The 26,496-nt window shown below is 42.4% G+C and carries 19 protein-coding genes and 1 pseudogene; 11 read left to right on the forward strand and 9 right to left on the reverse strand.

Going from position 1 to position 26,496, the window contains the following annotated elements; all coding sequences use genetic code 11:
• Positions 1-145 precede the first annotated feature (145 nt).
• The 6 genes from ACR5KR_RS27975 to ACR5KR_RS28000 all read right to left on the reverse strand — a co-directional run bounded on the left by ACR5KR_RS27975 (position 146) and on the right by ACR5KR_RS28000 (position 8,127).
• On the reverse strand, positions 146-2,008 hold the full coding sequence (locus ACR5KR_RS27975) for an ABC transporter ATP-binding protein (RefSeq protein WP_448268758.1): 1,863 nt from the start codon (positions 2,006-2,008) through the stop codon (positions 146-148).
• A 25-nt stretch (positions 2,009-2,033) separates the two neighbouring features.
• Positions 2,034-3,032 (reverse strand): aldo/keto reductase, encoded by a 999-nt coding sequence (locus ACR5KR_RS27980; RefSeq protein ID WP_448268759.1) that lies wholly within the window; start codon positions 3,030-3,032, stop codon positions 2,034-2,036.
• 160 nt (positions 3,033-3,192) lie between these two features.
• Complete coding sequence (locus tag ACR5KR_RS27985) at positions 3,193-3,792, reverse strand: GDSL-type esterase/lipase family protein (protein ID WP_448268760.1); 600 nt, start codon at positions 3,790-3,792, stop codon at positions 3,193-3,195.
• 151 nt (positions 3,793-3,943) lie between these two features.
• Positions 3,944-4,612 (reverse strand): carboxylesterase family protein, encoded by a 669-nt coding sequence (locus tag ACR5KR_RS27990; RefSeq protein ID WP_445628498.1) that lies wholly within the window; start codon positions 4,610-4,612, stop codon positions 3,944-3,946.
• Between the two features lie 324 nt (positions 4,613-4,936).
• A complete protein-coding gene (locus ACR5KR_RS27995; protein WP_448268761.1) occupies positions 4,937-6,475 on the reverse strand; it encodes an amidohydrolase family protein in 1,539 nt (512 codons plus the stop codon).
• Positions 6,476-6,762: 287 nt separating this feature from the next.
• Positions 6,763-8,127: an LLM class flavin-dependent oxidoreductase gene (locus ACR5KR_RS28000; protein ID WP_448268762.1), complete on the reverse strand. Its 1,365-nt coding sequence runs from the start codon at positions 8,125-8,127 to the stop codon at positions 6,763-6,765.
• Between the two features lie 145 nt (positions 8,128-8,272).
• Here ACR5KR_RS28000 and ACR5KR_RS28005 point away from each other — a divergent pair, with 145 nt between their 5' ends.
• The 6 genes and pseudogenes from ACR5KR_RS28005 (at position 8,273) to ACR5KR_RS28030 (ending at position 14,252) form a co-directional block, all read left to right on the forward strand.
• Complete coding sequence (locus ACR5KR_RS28005) at positions 8,273-8,449, forward strand: hypothetical protein (protein WP_448268763.1); 177 nt, start codon at positions 8,273-8,275, stop codon at positions 8,447-8,449.
• A 472-nt stretch (positions 8,450-8,921) separates the two neighbouring features.
• Positions 8,922-9,035 (forward strand): annotated as a pseudogene (locus ACR5KR_RS28010) (IS982 family transposase); the annotation flags it as partial.
• Between the two features lie 310 nt (positions 9,036-9,345).
• Positions 9,346-10,449 carry an HMA2 domain-containing protein gene (locus tag ACR5KR_RS28015; RefSeq protein ID WP_448268764.1) on the forward strand — a complete coding sequence of 368 codons (1,104 nt, stop codon included), beginning with the start codon at positions 9,346-9,348 and terminating at the stop codon, positions 10,447-10,449.
• 296 nt (positions 10,450-10,745) lie between these two features.
• The gene (locus ACR5KR_RS28020) at positions 10,746-12,998 is read left to right on the forward strand and encodes a heavy metal translocating P-type ATPase (RefSeq protein ID WP_448268765.1); all 2,253 of its coding nucleotides are present in this window, start codon (positions 10,746-10,748) and stop codon (positions 12,996-12,998) included.
• A gap of 68 nt (positions 12,999-13,066) precedes the next feature.
• The gene (locus ACR5KR_RS28025; protein WP_445628503.1) at positions 13,067-13,375 is read left to right on the forward strand and encodes a DUF5132 domain-containing protein; all 309 of its coding nucleotides are present in this window, start codon (positions 13,067-13,069) and stop codon (positions 13,373-13,375) included.
• A 331-nt stretch (positions 13,376-13,706) separates the two neighbouring features.
• Positions 13,707-14,252, forward strand: coding sequence for an HMA2 domain-containing protein (locus ACR5KR_RS28030; RefSeq protein WP_448268766.1), 546 nt, complete (start codon positions 13,707-13,709; stop codon positions 14,250-14,252).
• Between the two features lie 9 nt (positions 14,253-14,261).
• Here ACR5KR_RS28030 and ACR5KR_RS28035 read toward each other — a convergent pair whose 3' ends face one another.
• On the reverse strand, positions 14,262-16,607 hold the full coding sequence (locus tag ACR5KR_RS28035) for a WD40 repeat domain-containing protein (RefSeq protein WP_448268767.1): 2,346 nt from the start codon (positions 16,605-16,607) through the stop codon (positions 14,262-14,264).
• Between the two features lie 344 nt (positions 16,608-16,951).
• Between ACR5KR_RS28035 and ACR5KR_RS28040 the strand changes: the two genes are divergently transcribed.
• Both ACR5KR_RS28040 and ACR5KR_RS28045 read left to right on the forward strand, forming a co-directional pair.
• The gene (locus ACR5KR_RS28040) at positions 16,952-17,593 is read left to right on the forward strand and encodes an HMA2 domain-containing protein (protein ID WP_445628506.1); all 642 of its coding nucleotides are present in this window, start codon (positions 16,952-16,954) and stop codon (positions 17,591-17,593) included.
• 131 nt (positions 17,594-17,724) lie between these two features.
• Positions 17,725-18,864, forward strand: coding sequence for a phosphatase PAP2 family protein (locus tag ACR5KR_RS28045; RefSeq protein WP_448268768.1), 1,140 nt, complete (start codon positions 17,725-17,727; stop codon positions 18,862-18,864).
• Positions 18,865-19,411: 547 nt separating this feature from the next.
• On the opposite strand, the gene ACR5KR_RS28050 is transcribed toward ACR5KR_RS28045, so the two are convergent.
• On the reverse strand, positions 19,412-20,395 hold the full coding sequence (locus tag ACR5KR_RS28050; RefSeq protein WP_448268769.1) for a CHAD domain-containing protein: 984 nt from the start codon (positions 20,393-20,395) through the stop codon (positions 19,412-19,414).
• A 287-nt stretch (positions 20,396-20,682) separates the two neighbouring features.
• On the opposite strand from ACR5KR_RS28050, the gene ACR5KR_RS28055 reads away from it, so the two are divergent.
• The gene (locus ACR5KR_RS28055) at positions 20,683-21,750 is read left to right on the forward strand and encodes a DUF3616 domain-containing protein (RefSeq protein ID WP_445628509.1); all 1,068 of its coding nucleotides are present in this window, start codon (positions 20,683-20,685) and stop codon (positions 21,748-21,750) included.
• 30 nt (positions 21,751-21,780) lie between these two features.
• On the opposite strand, the gene ACR5KR_RS28060 is transcribed toward ACR5KR_RS28055, so the two are convergent.
• Complete coding sequence (locus ACR5KR_RS28060) at positions 21,781-22,185, reverse strand: NIL domain-containing protein (protein WP_094347724.1); 405 nt, start codon at positions 22,183-22,185, stop codon at positions 21,781-21,783.
• 537 nt (positions 22,186-22,722) lie between these two features.
• On the opposite strand from ACR5KR_RS28060, the gene ACR5KR_RS28065 reads away from it, so the two are divergent.
• Positions 22,723-25,824 (forward strand): response regulator, encoded by a 3,102-nt coding sequence (locus tag ACR5KR_RS28065; RefSeq protein WP_448268770.1) that lies wholly within the window; start codon positions 22,723-22,725, stop codon positions 25,822-25,824.
• Positions 25,796-26,182, forward strand: coding sequence for a response regulator (locus tag ACR5KR_RS28070; protein ID WP_448268771.1), 387 nt, complete (start codon positions 25,796-25,798; stop codon positions 26,180-26,182). The genes ACR5KR_RS28065 and ACR5KR_RS28070 overlap by 29 nt, the downstream gene beginning before the upstream one ends.
• Positions 26,183-26,496: the final 314 nt, after the last annotated feature.

Raw genomic sequence — 26,496 nt, forward strand, 5'->3', positions numbered from 1 at the left:
AGAAGCCCATCCCACAAGAGTTTGCTAATGCACAAATTTAGTCTTGACACGCCACTACTTCAATTACATTACTTTAGTTTTGTGAACTCTTTCTCGGACAATTCTTGAATTGAATTTGCAAATAAGCCCCAAGTAGCGGCAAATGTCAAGCGATCATTCCCTTTTCGATGTTATCTGTGCCACTGCGAACCTCATCAAGATTTTCCGGTAGAAATCCACCTGCTTGCATTTTCCATAATCTGTAATAAGCGCCGCCGAGTGCCAGCAGTTTGGCGTGGGAACCATCTTCGATAATCCGACCTTTATCGAACACCAAAATCCGATCTAGATGGACGATGGTAGATAATCGATGAGCTACTACGATGACCGTTTTGCCATTCATGGCTAAATCGAGGGTATCCTGAATTGCTTTTTCGGTAATTGAATCGAGGCTAGAGGTGGCTTCATCTAAGATTAGAATCGGCGCATCTTTGAGGATTACCCGCGCAATCACAATACGCTGTCTTTGCCCCCCAGACAACTTAACGCCACGTTCACCCACCAGAGAATTGTAACCATCCTTACTTTGAACGATGAAATCGTGAGCATGAGCCTTTCGCGAAGCCTCAATGACTTCCTCATCGGTTGCATCCAAACGTCCGTAACGAATATTTTCTAGCAAAGTGCGATGGAACAGAGACGGATCTTGGGGAATCAAACTAATCTGAGCGTGTAAAGCATCCTGAGTCATGTCTCGAATATCGACCCCATCAATGATAATCTGTCCAGATTGTGGGTCGAACAAACGCAAAATCAGATTGACAAAGGTGGATTTTCCAGAGCCGGACAAGCCCACCAATCCGACACGCTGTCCCGCTTGGATGGTTACAGAAAGGTTGTTGAAAACTTTCTTCTCTTCTGTGTAGTTGAAATTCACCCGCCGAAACTCAATCTTACCTTGAGTGATTGAGTGGGCGATCGCTCGATCGCGATCGATCAACTCGTGGGGTTGAACGATGGTTAAAACACCATTGGCAACATTTCCAACATGTTCAAAAAATTCCAGAAAGCGGCGGCTCAAATTCCGGGCTTCACTGATAATCAATAGCGAGAGGCTGGTTGCAACAACGAAGTCAGCAGCAGCGATCTTTCCTTGATTCCAGAGAGAGAGCGAGTAATACAGTGTGCTAATTTTGAGAATAGCTGCTGAGATGAACTGAAACCAGCGAATGCGTTCCGAGTACCAGTTGGACTCTCTCACGTGTTTGAGTTCGCGCCTTAATTGCTCGTTCAAATAACGTCGTTCAAAACCAAAGCGAGCAAATAGTCGGCTACTAGTGAGATTTGTGACTGTATCTACGATGATACCAGTTGTCTCACTTCTGGCGGCTGCGGCTTTCCGGGAATAAAATCGGCAGCGAGTTGCCAGCCAGAACGAAATACTGATGAAGAGAACTGCCCATATTCCCACGAGTGCAGCTAGCGGGGGATAGGCGCGATACAGTATTGTCGTAGCGACGGAATACACAACAATTACTGGCATAAATTCAGTAATCATCATTTGCATCGTCTGGGTAACACCCAGAGAAGTTTCGCTAATCCGATGTGCCAATGCCCCGGAAAAACTACTGCTTAAGTAGCGATGCGAATGGTGTTGTAAATAGGCATATAGCGATCGCACAATGTGCTGTCGGTGGATGGGATGGAGAATCGTTTGCAAGAGTCCAGCCGATCGCCCGAATACCACTTCACCTACACTCAAGCCGATGAACAGCATCAGGGGTTGCTTCATGGCATCAAAAATGGGCTGGCTGTGTCCCGTCCCCGTTACGCCCCGGATGATCTGGCCAATGGCATAAGGCAACATAATGCCACAGGTTGCGTGTATGATTTCCAGGATCACCATTAACACATACCACCAGCGAAACTGGTTAACGAAATAGCAAATGAACCTGAATGGAGTTGATGGCAAATCTGGTGCATCAGGGGCACGTTGAAAGGATTTGGATTGTCTAGCTTTTTTTGTCATTTGTTATTCGCTGCGTCCCTAGTTTCTAACGAAGAGAATCTCCTCTTCGGTATTCGGCGGTTATGTCGTCTAACTTTTGTTTCAAATTGTCGTCAAGTTTTAGTTCTACCGCCTTGAGGTTGTCAGCAAGTTGTTCTGGACGGCTAGCGCCAACGATCGGGGCAGTGATAATGGGATTAGATAAAACCCAAGCCACTGCTAAGGTGGTGAGGGAAAATCCGGCGAGATCGGCTACCGTGCGTAATTCTTCAACAGTATTAAATTCGCGATCGCGCCAGTAGCGTTCTTGATAACGTTCTGCGGCAGCACCTAGCGTGAAACGAGTGCCTGACGTGGGGCCTTGAGTAAAATCGTGTTTACCCGTAAGTAGACCACCCGCCAAAGGATTGTAAGAAATTACACCCAGTCCTTCTTCTTTGGCCAGGGGCAATAGTTCTCGCTCAATTTCGCGGAATAACAAATTGTAGCGGGGCTGAATTGAGATGAACTTGGTTAAATTGCGCGTCTCAGCACGACCCAAAGCACGGGCGAGTCGGTAGGCTAAGAAGTTGGAAACCCCAATGTAGCGCACCTTACCAGCACGAACCACTGCATCCAGTGCTTCCAAAGTTTCATCAAGGGGAGTTGAAGCATCGTCGGAGTGCAACTGGTACAGGTCGATATAATCGGTTCCCAACCGTCGCAGAGAAGCATCGATCGCATCCAAAATATGTTTACGCGAAGCCCCTCGATCCCAAGGTGCAGGGCCGACTCGACCAACGCATTTGGTAGCTAAAATAAAATGTTCGCGTTTGCCTTTGAGCCAGCGCCCAACGATTTCTTCAGTGCGTCCCGCAGTAGTAAGTCCGCCGCCAAGGGGATAAACGTCGGCTGTATCCAAAAAGTTGATTCCGCCATCGGCGGCGGTGTCGAGAATTTGCCTGGAAGTTTCTTCGTCGGTTTGTAAACCAAAGGTCATGGTACCGAGACAAAGACGCGAAACAGTTAATCCAGTTTTACCGAGATTAGTAGTTGGTAAAGTCATAGATATGTTGTTGATTGAAGTTGATTGAGAAAGTTTTAAAATTTTTAAATAGAATGCGACGTGCGTTTTGCCCCGCTTCTTTACGAGACGCTACGCGTAGCAAGATCCCCGGAGGGGTACGCTAACACAGAACTAAAACGCTGTGCAATAAATGCATTTTTTAAGGTGTGAACCAATTTAACCAACCTTCCCAGTTTTGGACGATCGCCGCAAATTCGGCATAACCATCTGCTTTTGGGTGAGCGCTATCATTAGCTTTTGCTTCTGCTAGCCAGATTGGTGACTTCACCAAACGAGAAAACACATCAAGATATGGAATATCTAGTTCATTACAAACCAATGCGAATTCCTCAGAAAGATTGGCAAGAATTTGATTATCACCACAGGGTGGCGGACTAACCATCAAAATCGGATAGAGTTGCTTTGCTTGGCTTAAGATACTGCGAGCATTTGCGATCGACTCTGAAAGTTCGATTCCTTGCTGTTTTCCCGCCCATCCTGAATCGTTTGCCCCAAAGGAAAACACTACTCGACCATCGGATTCTTTTGGGAGACGATAGGAGACTTCCGAGTACCAACGTTGTTTGAGATACCGACTTGTCTCTGCCCGCACGCCCAAGTTGTAATGGGTGATAGCGTATCCTCTTGACTCAGCATTGCGGCACACTCTACCTGTCCAACCCAAAAACTCTGGATCGCCTGTGCCATTGACAAAGGATTCACCAATAAAACAAATTCTGATTTCTTTGCGAGATGACATAAGTCAACTAAATTTTGCCGAAAAAATTCGGTTTTGACTTGAGAAGCATTATGTTCATGATTCTAGAAGATATTAATATATTGTTATGTTAAGCAGGCAGAACGCTGCCTACCTCAGAGAATATTGCAAATTAGTTTTTGAATATTTCACCTCAAGCGACTACAGAAATTTCACGACGATTCTGGGAAATTAGCCACTGTTGTAACTTCGGATCGCCGTATACTTCATCTGCAATAAAATGATCGCCTTCTGGTAGCACAGTTAAATCAACTTTCCCCCCTACCTTGCGTAAGCGCTCAACAAAATTCTCTGTATCCTCAATCGGCAGATTTTTGTCCTGTCCACCTTGGAATATCTGAACAGGAATGTTTTTGAGTGCAGCTAGTTCGCTTTCTGCTAATGTTTTCGGTACACGTCCAGACACAGGTACTAAACCTGCGAAGCGATCGGGATGTAAAGCAGCGATATGCCAGATACCCGCCGAGCCTAAGCTGAACCCAGCCAATATCACCCGCGCTGGATCGACAGGCTGAGAAACGATCAGTTCATCAAGCAAAGCAAGCACATCATCGGCTCGATCTGCCCAAGTCTGTTCAGCCGGAATCTGGGGTGCAGCAAAGACATAAGGTAACGAGTCGGATAAATCCACGAAACGAGGTAGACCCCATTTCAGTAGCACATTCAAATCCGTCCCGCGATCGCGTCCTCCATGCAGAAACAATACTAAAGGTGCAGGTTGCTTGGCATTGTCAGAAACGGGTGAGAACAGATAAGGCAAGGAACCATTGTTAGTGTCATGAGAGCGTTGTTCAACAGGCATTGTTATGACTCCTAATTGATTATTTGGGCATTGGGCATTGGGCATTGAGCACTTGTACTGAGCGAAGTCGAAGTATTGGGCATTGGGCATTGAGCACTTGTACTGAACGAAGTCGAAGTATTGGGCATTGGGCATTGAGCACTTGTACTGAGCGAAGTCGAAGTATTGGGCATTGGGCAGGGGAGCAGAGGCAGAGAGAGAGGTAAAACATTACTGCAACTTCTCTTCTGCTCCCTCATCTCGCCTTTTACCCTACTTAGTCCTAAGTCCTGAGTGAATTAAGAAGTACTCAGCCAGCACTCGGAACTCAGTACTCAGCACTCTTTATGCCACTACTAGGTTCTTGTCTACTTGTTTAAATTCGGTGTTACCTACCTTAGATTCGATCGCTGTACCCTTGAAGAAATCGGGGTTAGCTTGGGTGTAAAACTTGTAGGGATTAGCGAATACATAGGATTTGAAGTCGGCTTCGGAGATAACGTCTTCTTGTACGAGATCCCAGCTTTCAGCCAAGGGGGAGGTGAGGTCTGGTACATCCCAGTGACCAACATCGGAGGAATAGATGGCATTGATTTTGACTCCCAAGGGATTGGCTTTGTCGTTGAATGCCGTAGCGATCGTGCGATCGTCTGACTCGGAACCAAAGAAGAAACTATTCACCCAGCGATCGCGGATGTCTTCAATTGTTTCAATACCTGCGGCGGCAAAGTCATCCAATTCGCTACCAATCGGCGCACGGCTATGACGGCTGAAGGAAGCTCCCAGTACAGTCTTGGTCAATTCGTCCTTATCGAGGGAATACCCTTGAGTAACTTCTGCACCATAGCGCTCAAATATTTCAAACAACTCGTCGGCATTTGTCAACGCCGGATTGTAGTTTTGCAGTGCCTTGATATTGCGCTTCAAGAACCGATCTACCAAATGGATGTAGACACGCGCACCCCAATCTGCACCACCTTCGAGCATTGCTACACGCAACTGGGGAAAACGCTTGGTAACACCGCCGAAGAACAGCGCCTTCGCAAATGCTTCCGAACCATCAGCGAAGTGACCGATATGGTTGTTCATGTAATTACTGATGGAGGAGCGGCCAGTCCAACCCTGACTGCCGTAATGGGTGGTGACAGGTACGCCAAGTTCCACGACCTTTGCCCAGAAAGGATCGTAGTCGTATTCACTATCTAGTCCGTAGAAGTCGATATAAGAAGCATACTTGGCAATTTCAGGGAATTTATCGGCTGGATATTTATCAGCGATCGCTTTAATTGGCCGTTTCACACCGCCAGTGATATTAATCACCTTTAAGCCCAGTGTTTTCACAGCAAACTCTAGCTCCTCAATGCCTTCTTGGGGAGTAGTTAAAGGAATACCAGCAACCGGTGTCAAGCGATCGCTATATTTCCGATAAATATCAGCATGATAGTGATTGACCGCACGTTGCAGTGCTTGACGGTTCTCTGGACTCGCTCCAGCTGGTGCTAAGACATTATTGGGAAACAGCACCGAATAGTCCGATCCCTGTTCTGCTTGACGCTCATAGAGCAGTCCGGGGAGGGTGTAGGTAGCAAGATCCAATGTGTTTTTGGTAACTCTAGCCCACCAAGGCGATCGGATTGTCCGGTTGTATTGACGTTCTTCAGGAGTTTGTTGATACCAGTCTTTACCGTTGCTCTTGGAGTTGAGACGGGAAGCTTCAGTCTTGCGTAACTCATCTACAAGTTTCGCACCGCCGTACTTAGCAATGTAATCCTCAAAAGCTGGCGTGAAATCATTGGTATGAACATCGGTATCGATTACTGGATAATCAAGGGTTGCTCTGATTGCAGCAGAGCGTGAGGTCTTCAATCGGCTATATTCAGTCATGTTTTTTTCCTTCCCTACAACAAAAATTACAGGTTTTTTCAGCATCCAATGCTGCTATTGACAAATACATTTCCTGTAGAGACGCCGATTTATCGCGTCTCCCTACAATCGTGTCTCTGTGCAATTGCGTCTCTCTACAATCGTGTCTCTGTGCAATCGCGTCTCTCCACAATTGTCTGTAGGTGGCGATCTACAGAAAGTGCAATTTAAAAGGTATGGCATAAGCATCCGTGAAAAATTGATTTACGCTACAGCACTATCAACACAGTGCAGATATGAAAAATCATTTACGCCAACACCAATCTTTCATCTAGTTGTTTAGCAGCAAAACGATTAGCCGGACGACGCAATCCCAGGTTTTCGCGCAAAGTACTGCCTTCGTATTCAGTACGGAACAGTCCGCGTTTTTGGAGGACGGGAACGACTAGGTTAACGAATTCATCCAATCCTGTGGGAAGGATTGGCGGCATGATATTAAAGCCATCTGCTGCACCATTGTTGAACCATTCTTCTAGTTGGTCAGCAATGGTTTCGGGAGTACCGAGTATGGTGCGATGACCTCGTGCAGTAGCAAGAGAGAGATACAATTGACGCAGCGTAAGACTGCCACGAGTAGCCAAATCTTTGACCAGTTTGAGACGACTTTTGTTAGTGTTGGTGTCGCTGGGTAGTTCGGGAGCTACATCATCTAAAGAATATTTCGACAAATCCACACCCTTATAATAGTTCTTTAAAATCCCCCAGGCGACATCGGGATGGATTAACGATTGCAGAAATTCGTATTTTTCTTGAGCTTCTGATTCAGTACGGCCAATGATTGGGAAAGCCCCAGGCATGATTTTGAGATCGTCTGGCGATCGCCCATATTGTGCTAGCCTACCTTTGATATCAGCATAAAATTCTTGGGCATCAGCTAGGGTTTGATTGGCGGTAAAAATCGCCTCAGCAGTGCGTGCTGCCAAGTCCCGTCCCGATTCCGAGGCTCCAGCCTGAACAATCACGGGGTAGCCTTGGGGCGGACGACCGACGTTTAAAGGGCCTTTTACAGAGAAATATTTGCCCTTGTGGTTCAATGTATGCAGTTTATCCGGGTCGAAATATACACCAGACTCTTTGTCACGGATGAAAGCATCGTCTTCCCAACTATCCCATAGACCTTTCACCACTTCCACAAACTCTTCGGCGCGTTCATAACGCTGGCTGTGTTCTGGGTGATGCTCAAGCCCGAAATTACGTGCAGCATTTTCATTGCCTGTTGTGACTACATTCCACCCGGCCCGGCCTTTACTCAAGTAGTCTAGAGATGCAAACTTACGTGCCAGGGTGTAGGGTTCTTCGTAAGTGGTCGAAGCGGTGGAAATAAAGCCGATTTTTTGGGTTACAGAAGACAAGGCCGAGAAGAGGGTAACAGGCTCAAAATGGGCAATTTTACCATTGCGATGCTGAGTTTCTGGAGCGCCGCCCCAGACTCCTGGACTATCTGCCAAGAAAACTGCATCGAATAAGCCGCGTTCGGCGGTTTGGGTAATTTCCTTATAATGCTCAAAATTCAGTCCTGCATCTGCTTGTGAATCGGGGTGTCGCCAAGCAGAAACATGGTGTCCGGTGGCTTGAATGAATGCACCTAAACGAATTTTGCGTGTTGTACTCATATATTTTTCTTTTCTTATAGTGCGTTAGCGGAGCGTCTCGTAGAGAAAGCTTAGGCTCGATATGGCTGATTTGCGCTACGCCAGTTATGATTACTGCTGCTACAAAAGGTAGGCATTCACATTTTGCTAGACACTCAATGTCGTCATGCAAAGCTTTTCTAGTAACTTACCGTTGAGTTACCTACTAATTGCTCAAAAATCAAATAACCGAACTGTAAGTCAGGTTAATACCACAGCAAAATTAGGAATTCTGCTGCTTGGCGCTTTAATCACCATAAATTTATCTAGTAATTTTACTTACCAGATAGAGCCTACACAATAAATACAAAAAAAGATGTGCTGGAAATCACAATAACACGAAAAACTAATAATTAGTTTTTCAAACATTAAGTATTGCAAACTAATTATTTACTGAGTATATAGTTATTTAACGTGAGTTCGACGAGTGCGATTTTGACCTCTCCCCCAGCCCCTCTCCTACTAGGAGAGGGGAGCAAAAACTCTCCTTATATCGTGTTCGGTTAAAGACTTATCATTAAGACCGCAGGGGGGCAGAGGAGCAGAGGAGCAGAGGGGAGGGGTTTTCAGGCTTTCTGCATAGATTCGGGAATTATAACTAATTAGCCGAACTTGATATTACTCGTTACTCCTCCCTCTCTTAAAAGACGCACTCGCGTTCGCCTTTTAAGAGAGGGAGGCTGTCCGGGAGAGGTCTGTCGAACTCACGTTTATTTATGGTATTGAAAGGTTATTACACAGTTCTCTAGGTTCCTTTGACCGAATGACACTAAGTTATAGGGTTTATGAAGGCAAACTACTTGAGCCTGTTTTCAAAATTGTTAGACCAAAGCCAGTTCAACCAACGAGCCAGACGCTTGCAGGGAATACTAGAAGAATTAAGACGTTTCTAGACTTATCGCTGTCAAGATCGGTTTGTGATTGATTTCTTTGTACAAGCACTACTGGCTGATTCTATTAATTATCAGTTTTGCCCGTCTCTACTTCCTAACTATTCGATCTGAATCCTGACAAAACTTTTTGGTTTACTTACTTTAGACGTATTTACTAAACAAGAATATAAACAGCAAACCTTAATAAGTTTTAATAGAAAATAATCCGCAAGAAATACATTTAACCTCAAAGCTACGTGTTACAGTTAATCCATTATTAACCTATTGTTAACCTATTGCTTGATTGAGCTATTGGGTAATCGAGGAAATGACTAAAAGTATCATTAATCACGAAAAATTAAGTCTGTCGGATAAAATTTCATCTGACTTAATCTCTACACAACAAAGTAATAAAGTTAGACATAATACAACTAAAGCGATGGCAGAGTCAACGGAGTTACAGCCTTCAGGTGCCTTGCAAATAGTTCATGTAACTACCGGGCGCGTGCGACTCCGTACCACTGACAGTAGTCTTAACTCGATATTAGACAACATAGCCCAAGATTTACGCTCTATAGAAGGAGTGAAGGAAGTTTCTGTAAATGAGCAAACGGGCAGTTTGGTGATTAATTTTGATGAACATAAACTGTCATTACCGCAGATTTTGGCGCTAAAATCCGATCTTCAGATTCAACAGCCGCCAGTTTCCTCTGATTCACCTAGCAACACCGATCCCTTTGCAGCTTGGAAATCGCTTTCATTTTGGAAAGAACAAGGTATTTCCTTAATTCCGATGATGACAGGCTTGGCGGTAACAGGAGGGTTAGGAATTCATGGCTGGGTTTCGATTCCAGTTTATATGATTACGGCGGATGCAACCCGTGGTGTAATTGGTTATCTTGGCTCTCAAGTTCCGACATCAGAAAAAAACGAAGGTAATCACACCAGTTCTGCGATCGCAAGCGACATATCCGAATCTACTATCCAACAAGAAAATAGTGAGGTGGTAGCACCTGCAAAGATTGACTACAGCGTAGTTCATCAAATTCCGGGACGTATTCGGTTGAATGTGCCAAAAATTGCCCAAGATCGAGCCTATGGGCGGCGGCTTGAGAGAATAGTGAAAACTGATGCTCAAGTTACCAGCGCGCGTGTGAATTTTGATGTAGCATCGATCGCGATCGCTTATCAGTCTGGTGATATCCCATTATCTTATTGGGTGAGTCTGATGGAATTAGCGTTGGAAACAAACCCACCAACACTAGGGATCGCAACGACTAACCAACCCATAGAAGAAGTTAGTCAGACGAATGAAGTTACACACACAACAACGGCAAATCACACTACTCCAGAGTTCTCCAGTGTGTGGAGTAATCTAAAATCCCCTGCGATGTGTGTTTCTTTAGGATTTATGGCGAATTTACCTTTATAAACGTATTGCAACGCCCTGATTCTGAAACCCTGTGGCTGACAAACTGATACCATTTTGGATTTTAGATTTTAGATTTTGGATGGTGAAATCTCCATTAAATAAGTGTTTCAGTTTTCCATCTGTCGCAATCATTTTTCACGCTTGGTATGAGCTTACCTACAGCGATAAGTTAGCCAACCAGTCCAGAAGAGCGCAAATAATCAATCTCGCAAGATTGGTGGCTAATTTGCTCTCTTTACCCCAGCAAAGAGCCTGATTTTCATCGAAGTGTAACAATATTGGATTAAAGAAAAGTAATGGCAAAAGTAGCACTGCAACTACCATCACCCCCAAAATCTCAATTCACTGTGTTGGAAGGGAATGGAAAAGTTTCTTTAATTGACACTAATGGACACTCTCATGCAGAGTTACCCAATGTTAACTACAGCATTGTCCATACAACTTTGGGAAGACTGCGGTTTCGCATACCTCGCTTACGCTGTGATGCAGATTATGCCAAACGTCTAGAAGTGTTGTTAACAGCAGATGCGCTGGTGAAGAATGTCCGTGTCAAGCCTGCGGCAATGTCGGTTGCAGTTACTTATAAATCTGATAAAGTTTCCGAAGCGAAGATGCGATCGCACCTTCACGATTTGATTCAAGCTGCTAGTGAGGTAGTCGTTCTCAAAAACTCTACATCTTTATCAGAAACCGAAAAAGAGGCATCTTGGCCAGGTTTACAACTGTCTGCCGTTGCCACTACTTTAGCAGTACTAGGAGGGCCGTTAGGATTACCGATCCCGCCTTTGATAGTGGCGCTTCCCATTGCCATTGCCACACTACCCGTCGTCCAACGAGCCTGGGAAGGTATTAGGGTAGAACGAAAATTGAATATTGACTTTTTGGATCTGATGGCGATCGCGATTACTACTTTGCAAGGACAATTTCTCACACCATCGCTGATGCTCAGTTTAATTGAAGTGGGCGAAAATATCCGCGATCGCACGGCTCGTTCTTCTGCTCAACAAACTCTAGATTTACTTAGTTCTCTGGGGCAATTCGTCTGGGTGGAACGCAATGGCGACAAGCAACAAATTCCCATTCAAGATGTGCAGCGTGGCGATACAGTGATTGTTTATCCCGGCGAACAAGTGCCGATTGATGGTAGCATTTTGCGAGGTAAAGCCCTGCTAGATGAGCAGAAACTAACTGGCGAGTCGATGCCGGTGCTGAAGAAAAAAGGACAACCAGTTTTCGCCTCAACGCTGGTACGGGAAGGACGAATTTATATTCTCACAGAACGGATAGGCAACGATACCCGCGCCGGACAGAGCATTAAATTAATGCAAGAAGCACCTGTTCACGATACCCGGATGGAGAATTATGCCACGAAATTTGCTCAAAAAGCTGTTGTGCCAACTTTGTTACTTGGTGGGGCAGTATTTGCCGCAACCCGCAATCCTTCACGGGCAGCCAGCGTTTTAACTCTAGATTTTGCTACAGGGATTCGAGTATCAGTCCCGACAACAGTTTTAGCAGCATTAACTTATGCTGCCCGACGGGGGATTCTCATCCGTAGCGGGCGGGCGTTAGAACAATTAGCAGAAGTTGATACCATAGTTTTTGATAAAACCGGGACACTGACTAAGGGAGAAGTCGATGTTGTTAGTGTGGAAAGTCTCAATCCAGCAACCTCAAGATTGCGGGTGTTGGAATTGGCAGCCGCCGCCGAACAACGTTTAACTCATCCAGTAGCAGAAGCAATTGTTCGCTATGCCCAAGCAGAGCAAGTGGAAATTTTGCCGCGTAGTAAGTGGGACTATCAACTAGGTTTAGGCGTGCAAGCTTTGATTGATGGAGAGACAGTTTACGTGGGGAGCGATCGCTTTTTGCGCTCCAATGGCGTTAATACCGAAGCGCTAAACGGTCAGCAAAAATCTCCAAATTCAGCGATTTATGTAGCCAGCAACGGTCAACTTCAAGGTATTATTAAATATAGTGACCTTCTCCGTCCCGAAAGCCGGGAAGTAATCGCAGCACTTTCGACGGTCGAAGGTGTAGAAATTCACATGCTAACCGGCGATAATCAGCGAACTGCGACTGCTGTTGCTGCTGAACTTGGTATCTTGCCAACGCATACTCACGCCGAAGCTTTTCCAGAACAAAAGGCAACAGTTGTCCGCCAACTGCACGAGCAAGGTAAGACAGTTGCATTTGTAGGCGATGGGATCAACGATTCGCCAGCTTTAGCCTACGCCGATGTTTCCGTTTCCTTTGCCAACGGTTCTGAGATCGCCCGTGAGACAGCAGACTTAGTGTTGATGCAGAATGACTTGCATGGTTTATTAGAAGCGATCGCGATCGCTCGTCAAGCCAAGCAATTGATTCGACAAAACACAGGACTTGTTGCTGTTCCTAACTTAGCAGCATTAGCGATCGCCGTTCTCTTTGGTCTTAACCCCTTAGCTGCAACGGTAGTTAACAACGGCTCAACAGTAGTTGCCGGCATCAACGGATTGCGTCCAATTCTCAAAAGTCGTCACCAAAAAACTCTACCATCGGCGAGATGATACAACTATGCCGACAGAGTAATTTAGAAAGCTTCCCAAACCTTTTAATTAATAGGAGGAACTTGAATATGGCACCTAAAATTAGTGATTTTATTGAAGACGCAGGCGCTCCCGGTATAATAGCCGGAATTGGTGCAGTACTTTTAGCACCTGTTTTGTTGCCCATTGTGGCTGGAGTTGGTAAACCCTTAATCAAATCAGCGATCAAAGGTGGAATTGGTCTTTATGAAAGAAGCAAAGGAACCATTGCAGAAATGGGGGAAACTTGGGAAGACATGGTAGCTGAAGCTAGAGCAGAACTTGCTGAGGAAAAACAAACCCCAGCCTTTGAAGCTAGTGCCACTCATGCAGATAATGTCCCCGATAATGGTGTGTAATTTCATCTACATATCAGCAAATTAAATTGTTCCCGATCTCGGACTTTCAATTATCAAAATCTCAAATTAGTAGGGGGTGTTACGGTGTCTTACCTAACCCACCCTACGAAAATAGAAAATTTCATAAATCATTCATGATTTGTGAGAATGACTCTTTTTAACAAACTGCATACTCCTACGGAGCAGGACGCAAATAAAGAGAAATAAATAACTTCATAAATAATTTGTGACTGCTATATAATAAGCCCTTTTACGAAAAATAATCCACTAGAATAATTTCAGTTAAAAAGGCGATTTTATGTTGACAAATGGTTATAATACTTACAATAAAATGTCAGAAATTATAAACAAAACTACTTTCAAAACCCCGCCAAAACCGATATCTACAAAAGTTGTAAGTTCGACACCCGGAAGATTGCGGTTGAGAGTGGCTCATTCCCATCGTCAACCAGAAAAAATGCAACGCATTGCTAATGCTTTGTCAGCAAATTCGCACATTAATCGAGTTAAGACAAATGTTGCTCATGGCAGTATTGTGATTAATCACGATGGTAATGATGGCAGTCTGGAAGATGTGCTAGCAACACTTAAAGATTTAGGCATAATTTTTGCTGATGTTACCGAAGGTAACACCGAGGCAGCAGATGGAGTATCATCTGCGGTTGTTGACTTAAACCAACGCGTCAAACAGTTAACGCATGGTGCTTTCGATCTGCGGATTCTTTTCCCTTTGGGATTAGCTAGTCTTTCAGTACGGCAATTACTTAAGAAAGGGTTACAACTAGAAGTGATTCCTTGGTATGTTTTAGCATGGTATGCTTTTGATAGCTTTATTAAATTGCATGGAACTAGCCAAGAAGAATCAACAAACGAGTAACTAAAAAGTTTAATTAATCTGCCAAATTTTAATAGTTTTATCAGAACTACCACTAGCAAGAAATTGACCATTCTGGCTAATAGCAATAGAGTTTACTGCCCCTGAGTGTTCTGTGATAGTTTGTAGTAACTCTCCAGTTTGCAAATGCCAAATTTTGATAGTTTTGTCTGCACTACCACTAAAGAGAATTTCTCCATTAGGACTAACAGCTAAGGATCTAACCTCTTCTAAATGTCCATTCAAGGTGTGTAGCACTTTACCCGTAGCTAAATGCCAAATTTTAATGGTTTTATCTGCGCTACCGCTAAAGAGCATTTCTCCATCAGGACTAATGATTACTGATTTCACCTCACCTGAATGTCCGTTAATGGTGCGTAATGGATCTCCTGTGCGTGGGTTCCATAGCCTAATTTTGTTATCGGAACTAGCACTAGCGAGGATTGTACCATTGGGACTGATAGCAGCAGCATTAACTGCCGATGAATGCCAAAGAGTACAAATGCGTTCGCCTTTATGCAAATTCCAAATTTTAATTTTATTACTACCACTGGCAAGAATTTGTCCGTCAGGACTGATTGCGATGCAGTTAACCGGTTTTTGATGTCCTAACAGAGTGTGGATTAACTTGCCAGAATTAGCGTTTAATACTCTAACATTACTTTTGGGATGTTGGGAACTACCAACAGCAAGAAAATTGCCATCAGGACTAATAGCAACAGATGAAATTTTGCCTAAATCTTCTGTGGTGCGGATAAGTTTACCAGTGTTGAGATTCCATATTTTAATGGTTTTATCTGCACACCCACTAACTAAAGTCTCACCATCGGGACTAATAACAACAGATGTCACCTTTTCGGAATGTCCCGTTAGAGTATGGCTAAGGACGGTATGTTCTAGTTTAACTTGATGTTTGAGGTTGGCGACGCAATTTAAAATTGACTCAACATCAGCAATACTTTGACTATCACCTACTGCGACAAAATATTCTTTTAGCTTTTTGATATATTCTTCATCTTTGATGCTGACTGCTGATTGCATTGCCTGAAGCGGGTTAGTAAAATTCTGTGGTGATATTTGGCGTAGTTGTAACCATGTATTCACAGAATAATCAAGCTGTTCGTTTGCCCAAGTACGTAGTTTACCGCCGTAGGTCTTACTTAAATGTGATAAACTTTGGGCTAATTGCAAAGCCAACTCTGGAATCCAGTAAGAACGCTCATTTTCCAGAGCTTGGTAAAGTTGTTTATAACCTGAAGCAATAACCTGTATTGATTGTAAATCAATACTATCTGATAGCAAACTCGGCAGCAACTCTGGTAATAGTGGAGGTACACCGCGATCGACTAAATGGTAAGCATCAGCTATCCAACCTGCAACCAAACAGTGATAGGTAATCAAAACCTGGCAAAGTTCTTCCAAGTCTTGACGATTGACTTGATATTGTAAAGATAACTTCCTAATATCAATTCCTTTTTCATTCCATTTTTCTACCTTTTCTAAAATTGTCAAATTAACCACATTCTCTTTTCCAATGTGATTAATTTCCTCGCTTTCTTCTCCCAAAGCAATCAGTTTATCTCTAATTTTTTTCCATTCTAACGCTCGTCTTTTAGCAGACTCTTCCAAAATCTCTCGATAAGGTAGACGAGCAATTGTTTTATAAAAATAATTCCCTGGTTCTAAACCCCAGTAGGCAATCCGAAAATTTAAATAATCTCCATCCTTTTCTGATTCCAAAATTAAAATAGGCTCTGTTTTCAACATACTAAACAGAGCCTTAATACTTGATTCACTGTGAAAACGTTTACTATCCCAAGCTCCTGCTAACAACTCTGTTGGTCTAACTTGACTGTGTAAAGAGTAATGCTTGTTAAGAAAATCTCGTAATCCTTCAGCTAACATTAACTCAATTTGGGGAATTTTTTCATCTCGATTATCATCAAATCGATCAAAATTTACTTGCGGAGGAGCGATAAAAATTTTTAGTGGAGTGCGTCCATAATTGGTTTGTTCTAAGATTTGTGAAGGGTATAATCTTAAGGGCCAGCTATCAATAATTTTATTGACTTCTGGCAACTTGAGCGTTGTTTCTCGCTCTTCGGCGGCTATTCTTAATCTTGTTTCTTGATTGTCAACTACTAATTGCTGTTGGAGAATTTTTTCTTGTTCAAAATCTTCCAAATAACTGCTTTTTTGATTGGAAGCATTTATAACTTTGAGTAATTCGGGAATTGCTTCAATCGGTTTATATTTACTTAGAGCCAAACTGTCTTGACTTCTCTTTTGTACTAGCTCTGCAACAACAGGTGCGAACTCTAGTACCAGTTGAATTAGTAACCCTAACCCTTGCGGCATAAACACATACCTAAAAACTAAATAAAATAAATAAGCAACGCTTGTATGAAATCAAGCTAATACTCTTATCCAGTCAATTCATAGATACTCTCGATCTTACTACTTGTGACTATAGTAATTCAACAGTCATAAGTTACAAATTTTACATTCAAACCTATATATACTTAAATATCTGGAAATAAATCAACCTGATGATAGCAACAGCTAGATTCACTACTGGGATAGATTTTTTCACTCAGAAGAATATGTATAACTAAAGTAAAATAAATGCAGTTAAATAAAACGCTATATCAGCACATTAATAGATTATTTTATCTTTTGAAACTAAAACATCATATAATCTTATGACTAATAGAAATCGGTCTCATTCTGACAAAAAAGCTAATTTTTATCAGCATTTATCACCAAAAAATGCAGTTAAAAGCGCAGCTAATAAAACACCACCAACTCCAAAAATATTCTATAGTATTGTCCATGCAATTCCTGGACGCATTCGTTTTCGTATTCCTCTGTTAGCCAGAGATACAGAGTATGCTAATAAACTCAAAATGATCATAGAATCTGATAATAGAGTTACAAATGTTCGTACTAATTTAGAAGCTACATCCATCGTTATCAATTATCAAGTACGTGTAATTTCAGACAATCAAATGCGCCAGCATCTGATTAGTCTGATTCAAACTGCCCGTGAAGCGATTGAGCCAAAAGAGGTAGCGACAAAATCAATTGTAGGTGCTGTTTTTGACGCTTTAATTAATCTAATTGATAGTACGCGCAAACTCAACCAAGCACATAATGTTATTGTGTATCGAAGGTTTAGGACAGATGTTTGGGAACGGATACTTTCTACCTCAAGAAACATAATTAAGAAACTAAAATCTGCCACCATATTTATCTTGCCCTACAAGCGATGGCGATTGCGTGGTAATGGTGGGGTGAACTCCCAGGCTTTACAACTGCAACCTGTGAGCGAAAAGGTTGTGTAGTTGCCAATACAGTGGCCATTAACTTATTGATAGTTAAGAGTAAGTAACTTTGAACAACAGCGTCCCAGAACGTATGAAAATTTCTCTTTCCTAGTCTCCAGTCCAAATGTCCCTATTATCAATTAAAAAAAATGGGTATAGCTCATTTCGATGAACTTCTCAATGAAAATCATTGGGTTCAAGCAATACATACTGCTGTTAAAGGAAGAGCTAGATATAAGGTAAATGGGCTTTACCATTCAGAAGCTCTCAAAAGATATCTGGAATCGAGATTATTAGAGCAGAAAATAATCTTAGAAGCTCGTGCTAATAGTTACACCGGGAATGTGCTTGTTATTTTCTCTCCAGATAAGAGTTTAAACGCGATCGCCCTTCGCGAAGCGTGTCCGGCAGGACAAGGCGGGTCTTTTACCATCGGGCTGCTTATTCAAGAAATTGTTTTAGATTATTGGAAAAAAGTCAATAAATCACTTGCTTCTTCTATACAAAGTCAATCAGTCAAGGCTCCAAAATCATCTGCCGCAGTCATTGAAGACAGTAACTTGCAATCCTTTGGCACTAAAAAAAATATAGCTTTGGTGAGGGGGAAAAATCGAAACATATTTGATTCAGCCGTACTGTCTCAAATATGGATGCAGCGACAATTACACCAAACAAGTAATCGATTTATTCCGGTATTGGGGGTTGTTAGCGCCTTTGTATGCAGCACCGGATTGTTGTATGCATATAATCTTGACGAAGCCATTTTGCTCTTGATTCAGAAGTTGCATACACCACTGCGCGATCGCATCATGGTTAGTATTACTTTTCTCGGCGATCCAGTAGTAATGCTGTTATCTTCTTTGGGGCTGGCAATTAGTCCTTTATATTATAATCGTCGCCGGGAAGCAACTATCTTGGGCATAGCTGGAGTCGGCGCAATCTTACTAAATTATTTGATGAAACTATTATTTGGTAGAGCGCGTCCAGCACTATGGAAGCATATTATTAATGTGGGTCAACACAGTTTCCCCAGCGGCCATGCAATGGTCTCAATAGTAATTTACGGTTTTATCGGCTATATTCTAGCAAAACAGTTTCCTCAATGGCGCTTTTGGATTTATGCTTTGACTGTAGTCTTAATTGCTGCCATTGGTTTTAGTCGGCTTTATCTTGGAGTCCATTGGTTAACTGATGTGACAGCTGGCTATGCCGCAGGTTTACTGTGGTTGATTTTCTGTATTCTTAGCTTGGAGACCAGTAGGAAACAACTCTTAGAGGATGTACAGTGACTTTTATTTGTTGCTGTGCAAAAGCAATAGACATCTTGCAAAAGTAGCTTTTGCTTTCCGGTTGGAGAAAGGTAAAAGGTTACTGGGTTTGGGAAAATTCCATACCTTTACCCTTTAACCCTTCCCCTTTTCCCCGACAAATGCCAAGAAGTCTAACGATCTGCTTTTTTTGTCGTGTCATAATAGCTCCCTTGCGGAAACCGGATTAAAACTTGTTGATTTGTGTGAGATATTGCGATCGCGCAGGCTCAAGAGTTCGCTACCCAAGCTCCTGCCCAAAATCTCATTCGTTGCTGGTTGAGTTGATGTCAAACTAACTTTCTTTTGTCACTTTGGGAGAACCCAATCGCTGAAAGACTCTCAGAGCTTTAATTTTCCGGTTTTGGCTACAAACTTTAGTTACTATTAGAAAATAGAGGCTCAAAGGTTGACTCAATCAAAGTTTCAGAATCTTGCTTTGATTTAGAAGAACAAGGAGCATGGTGAAGAACGTAATTACTGACATTGCCGTTTGTTAGTCCAATCTTTTCTCAACAAAGAGTAACTTTTAACTGATTACTCCTGAAAGTGGGTGCAGTATTGTTAAATGAAAACTATGTCTGGTTTCAGTTTTCAGATACCGTTCTTGCAAAGGTTGCCATTGCTGCCACGACTGGTAACGATTTTCAGTTAATAAATTAGCAAGGGTGGGCAACTCAGCGTGAATTTCTGACTTATATACATCTCCAAGCCAGTCAGTTAATACGGCACTATCTTGCATCGTACCCAAAATTTCTTGGATATTTTTCACTTCTGTAATATAAGCTTCGTAAGACTCACCATATAAGTCAGTAAATAACTCCATTTGATAGCGTATACGTTTAGCTTCTTTTCGCAAACTATGAAGATTTTCACCTTCTGTTGTCAATTGTTTTTCTACCTTTTTTGGCTTCCAGTTTTTCTGGATCTTCACTTCTGATTCTACAATTTCAGTCCCAATTAACCAACCTGGATGCAATAAGAAGTTACTCACTTCTGGTAAAAGTAAGTCTGGTAATACTTGCTGAATGGCAATAGATGCCAAAGGTTGATAAGTAGGTTTTTCTAACCACTTATCCAATGCATCTTTTAAAGACTTGTAAGATTCATCGTTTAATGTTTTCTGCACGCTCGATTCTACATCTTCACGTTGTTTTGCCAAAGCTGTAAAAGCTGTTTGCAGAGATTCCTGTTCTTTGCGGGGTAAGTTTGGTTTATAATTGTTTTCCAAACTTTCTTTAAGTACGTCTAAATCTCGCAGATTACCAAGACGACGAGCTATTTTACCAATATTTTTATCGCTGACTGGTTTCGACAGATCCACTGCTAGCCCAAACCGAGTTACCGCTGTCCGTAGGCGGCGCATTCCTACTCGCATTTGGTGCAGTGCTTCTGGATCTTCATCTTTCTTCACTGACTTTTCCCACTTCAAGGTTTTCTTAAAGTGTTTTTCAATCGCTTGGTAGGCGTAGTCACCGAGAGTTTTTACTGTAGTTTGTGTAGCTAATTTCATAATTTATCTGAATTATTACCTCACGAAGTTATTGCATAATAACAAGATTATTTGATAAATTGCATATACTTTTGAAAGTTTTTTAGGTATGAGAATTGTTAGGTATGCCTATGACTATTGATAGTTGCATTTGATTTTATAAATATGCAGTATCTATCAAAGGTTGACAATATTTCATCCCCTTAAGTTGATATGAGCTATAGTTTTGAGAATCCGATTTTTCGCTCATCAAGTTATATATTATAATAACATGGCTAATATATTTGTAAATATCAATATAATTTAAAATGTCAAAGTTACATTTGCTAAATCAAGTTTTATTGACTTTTGCAGATTCTTTTAAAGAGCATAGAGAAGATTTATCAGCACTGCTACTCACACATCAGAAGTATTTATGGTTAGGGTCAGATGAAACTTCAACTATTGAGCGTCTCTCTTTGGTTGATACTGATAAATTTACAGATCATCAACAATTTGGTGTAGCAGAATTTATCGATTTACCTGCACCAGAAGAGGAAGAAATTGATATAGAAGGACTGGCTTACGCGGATAATTACTTATGGTTTGTTGGTTCTCACAGCTACAAACGGAAAAAATTCAACCCCGAAAATACAGATGCTAAAAATTTTAAAAGGCTAGCAAAAATTGAATCAGAACCTAACCGTTACATTTTAGGACGAATTCCTCTAATAGACGGTAAGCTATTCTCATCTTGCCCACATCCTGAAAAGCCAGATGTGCAATTAACTGCCAGTAAATTAGAGGTGACGAATCAGGGTAATTTGCTGATGACAGCTTTAGCAGATGATGCCCATTTAGGCTCGTTTATTCAAGCAGCAATTCCGGGAAAGGATAATGGCTTTGATATTGAAGGTATAGGCATTTATCAAAACCGTGTCTTTCTGGGTTTGCGCGGGCCTGTATTGCGAGGTTGGGCTGTGGTGCTGGAAATAGAGTTAGAAGATTCTACCTCTGGATTGATGAAACTAAAGCAAATTGGGGAATTGCAGGAGTTATATAAAAAGCATTTTATCTGGTTGAATGGTTTGGGAATTCGAGATTTGTATGTAGATGAGCAAGATTTGTTGATTTTAGCTGGGCCAACGATGGATTTAGATGGCCCCGTGCAAGTTTATCGTTGGGTAAATGGTGTGAATATGCGAGAAAATGTTTTCAGCAATCCCGATTTTGTGCAAGATATTCCTTATGGGAATCGGGAAGAACACGCTGAAGGAATGACGCTGTTTCAGGATGTAGCTGGTATACCTTCGCTATTGGTAGTTTATGATTCTCCAGCAAAAAGTAGGCTGGTGGGTGATGATAGTGTAATGGCGGATGTGTTTAAGTTGGGCTAACTTCGCTCTTGGTTTTGGGATTTTAGATTATTAAATGTTAGTAGAAATTGCTTGTACGGGACAGGTAGGGATACACTGTTCGCAGACGATACAGCGCGATCGCGTGAATGTCAACTTGTATGTCTCTGGCTGGAGGGTGAGGGCTTCGGTAGGACAAACCCCAGTACACAAGCCACAGTGGACACACACATCCTCGTCGATCGCAATTTCGCCTAACGTCGAAGAAACATTAACATTACGCGATCGCATCCACTCGATCGCTGCATCTAATTGATCGATGTCTCCCGATAATTCCACTACCAATTTGCCAATTTGATTTGGGGCAACTTGGGCGCGGATAATATTAGCAGCGACGTTGAACTCTTTAGCCAGTACGTAAGTGACTGGCATTTGCACGGCGCGTTTTGGGAAGGTGAGTGTTACTCGTTTTTTCACAGGTTTAGCAGAGGGTTTTTTTTGTTGTAGCGTATTGAGAGTTTTATCAGTCCTTTCTTGTGGTAAGTTGCACGAACGAACGAGCAAGGCAAGAGAAGGACACTGCTCCTACCTCAACATACATAGCACTATTTCCAAAAATCTTTGCAACACATAAATCGGCTGTACGCCCCTACAATAACGGGGATTTCGTGTGATGGCGTTAAACTATAGCAATTCGTGCAGGAGTTACCAACAAAAAGATCCCTGGCTTCTTGAAAAAGTTTTGGATCTAAGCCTCTCTGTACTAGAAAAACTTGTAAGTAAGGTAGTATACTCTGGAAAATGTTTTTTTCTCCATACCATCTGCTCTTGGGCAGGTAGCTAGAAAATCCAATTAAAATTAATCAATATTGATATTTGTTAATGATTTAAAATTGCAAATATAGACCTTTTGGAAGATGCTTTAAAAATAAGTATTGATATTATATTGGACTTGCCATTTAAGTTGATTACTTGTTATCTGTTATATCCATTTTAACTTGAAAAGCTTTTAACATGAAAATTTTAGTTGTTGAAGATGATGAGTTAAGTGCATATTCACTCACCTGTGTTTTAACTAACCAAAACTACGCAGTTGAAGTTGCCAATGATGGTGATACTGCTTGGAATTTTATTCAAACTTACGATTATGATTTAATCCTCCTAGATGTAGTGTTGCCCAAACTGGATGGCATTAGTCTTTGTCGTCAAATTCGGTCTAGTGGTCTGCAAATGCCAATATTGTTATTGACAGGGTGCGATAGTAGTCATGAGAAAGCGATCGGACTAGATGCAGGCGCAGATGACTACGTAGTTAAACCCTTTGATGCAGAAGAGTTAATTGCTCGTGTTCGGGCACTGTTGCGTCGCAAAGGCGTAACCTCGCAACCTGTGCTGGAGTATGGTGGGTTGCGGCTAGACCCTAGTAGCTGTGAAGTGATGTATGCTGGAAATCTGCTAGCACTTACTCCCAAAGAGTATGCTCTTTTAGAACTATTTTTGCGAAATACTCGCCGGGTGTTTAGCTGCGGCATGATTTTAGAACATCTGTGGTGTTATGAAGACACTCCACAAGAAGAAGCTGTTCGCACCCATATCAAAGGGTTACGACACAAACTCAAAGCTGTAGGAGCGCCCAGTGATTTAGTTGAAACAGTTTACGGTATTGGCTATCGGCTGAAATCACTGGCAGAGGAGAAGGGCAGCACTTCGGCTACGCTCAGTGACCGAGGGGCAGAGGGGCAGAGGAGCAGAGGAGCAGAGGAGCAGGGGGGCAAGGGGGAATTAGAGCGTGAAAAATCTTTGGTTCCTAATCTCAAATCACAACAGCAAACATTAATGGCAGTTGCGGAAATTTGGCAACGATTTCAAAAGCGGGTAGACGAGCAGGTGCGGGTGCTGGAGGAAGCGATCGCAACTTTAAACCAAAATAGTTTAAATCTCGAATTGCGATCGCTTGCAGCCAAAGAGGCGCATACCTTGGCGGGATCTTTAGGTACTTTTGGCTTGCCTCTTGGCTCAAAATTAGCACGCAATATCGAATTGTTACTGAGTTCTGGTCAAACTTTGAGTCAATCTGAAATTAGCAACCTCGAAAGTTGGGTAAAGTTATTGCGTCGGGAAATTGACGGAAACGACACAGCGATAATATCTGCATCACCAACCCCACAAATTTTAGAAAAAGTCACACAACCACTGCAAAATCACCTCGATGCAGAAACTAAAATATTGGTTGTGGATGACGATCCGCAAATTCAGGCATTTTTACAAACCTTACTTAGTCCTTGGGGATTAAAAGCGATCGCTCTTGAAGATCCGCGTCAGTTCTGGGAAATCTTGGAAATAGTTACGCCAGATATGCTGATTCTGGATGTGGAATTACCTTATACAAATGGTATAGAACTTTGCCAATTAGTACGCAACGATTCGCGCTGGTGTGAATTACCCATTCTATTCCTGACTGTGCATAGCGATGGCGAGATGGTAAATCAAGTGTTTAGTGTTGGTGCTGATGACTTTGTAAGTAAGCCTATTGTTGGGCCAGAACTAGTAACCCGGATCGTCAATCGCTTAGAACGGATGAAATTGCGGCAGCGCGTCGTGCAGGGAGGCAGGGAGGCACCGGGGCAGGGGGCAGGGGGAGCAGGAGAACTTAGTTCTCCCTTGTCTTCCTTGTCTCCCTCATCTCCCTTGTCTCCCTCACCTCCCTCATCTCTCAATTTACAAGCCATCAACGAACTGGAATTGCGAGTAGCAGAGCGCACTGCTGAGTTAATTCGGGTGAATCAACAGTTGCAGTCACAACTTGATGAACGTCAACGGACACAGGGAGAATTACTGTTCTCTCAAGCCCGATTTGCACGAATTTTAGATATTGCTGATGATGCAATTATTTCCATTAACGGGTTCCAAAGCATCACTTTATTTAATCAAGGAGCAGAGAAGATTTTTGGCTACTCGGCCCAGGAAGTGATTGGACAAGGACTTGATTTACTTTTACCGCAGCGCTTTTTTCAAGCGCATCGTCAACATGTGGTTGACTTTGGACAATCTCCCAATGTTGCCCGTCGGATGGGAGAACGGCGTGAAATCTACGGACGCCGCAAGGATGGTACTGAATTTCCAGCGGAGGCTTCTATCTCTAAAATAGAGATGGCTGAGGAGATATTTTATACGGTTATTTTACGAGATATCACAGAGCGCAAACTAATTGAACGTATGAAAGATGAATTTGTCTCTGTTGTTAGTCATGAACTCCGCACACCTTTAACTTCGATTCACGGCTCTCTAGGAATGCTAGCCAGTGGTTTGCTAGCAACAAACTCAGAGCAGGGAAAACGCCTACTGCAAATTGCGACTGATAGCAGCGAACGCCTAGTACGTTTAATCAACGACATCCTAGACATTGAGCGCATCGAGTCGGGTAAGGCGAAGATGGAACCAGAAATCTGCAATATTGTTGATTTGATCGTTCAAGCAGTAAATGTCATGCAGCCTCTGGCTGACAAAGCAGGAGTGAAAGTATCTGTTTCTGCTATATCTGGCCAAGTATTGGCAGATTGCGATCGCATTGTCCAAACATTGACCAATTTATTGAGTAACGCCATTAAATTCTCGTCTGCTGGATCTACAGTTTGGTTGGGGGCGCAACCACAAGAAAATGAAGTTTTGTTGACAGTCAAAGATACCGGCCGCGGTATCCCAACAGACAAACTTGAGAGTATCTTTGAGCGCTTTCAACAAGTTGACTCTTCAGATTCACGTAACCATGATGGCACTGGTTTAGGTTTGGCAATTTGCAAGAGTATTATGCAACAACACAGCGGACGCATCTGGGCTGAAAGTGTATTAGGTGAAGGTAGCACTTTTTACGTCACTCTGCCATTATTTAGGGCTTTCCAAAATCCTGATTTAGAAGACTCTTCTAACATTCCCTTAGTTCATAGTAGTTACGAGCCAACTACAAATAGCCAACTAAGTCCAAATGCAGAATTTTTGAGCAACGGGCGTGTGACTACTAAGGAATTTGAACAACGGGTGATGAAATTACTTCAGAGCATTACCCCGAACCAACAAGAGGATAGCAGTGATGACAACAAAGCAAATTCTAGTGGTTGATAACGAGCAGTATATTCAAGAAGTTGCCAAGATTTGCTTGGAAACAGTCGCAGGCTGGAAAGTAATGACTGCGAGTTCTGGCCAAGAAGGCATAATTAAAGCTGAGACTTACCAACCAGATGCAATTTTACTAGATGTGATGATGCCAGAGATGGATGGTATCACTACCTTTGAAAAGTTACAAGCCAATCCATTAACCAAAGCGATTCCAGTAATTTTGTTAACTGCTAAAATCCAGGCTTCCGATCGCCGTCGCTATAATCAGATGGGAACGATTAGCGCGATCGCTAAACCATTCAATCCTCTCGAATTAGCTGCGGAAGTAGCCGTAGCCTTGGGCTGGAGTCTAGAAAAGTAGAACAAAATCCATAGCAAATTAATTTATAAAAAGTAGACGTAAGCAAAAGTCAATACAGTCCAGATAAGACCAAAACACTTGTAGAGACGGCGATTTATCGCGTCTCCAAAACCCAAAATTTTTGCCATTAGCCCTTAACCCAAGCGTATTGAGGGAAAAGTGATTTAAAAGTTTTTTTAGGTGTTAAAGAACACAATGGTTAAAAATCAATTCAATTGTTGTTGAAATATATAATATAAACAAACAACTTAAATAAATTGTAACTTAGTTACAAATTAGCTATTTACTACAATTTCAGTCAATTAAGAACCTTT

The organism is Nostoc sp. DSM 114159 (genome assembly GCF_053470285.1).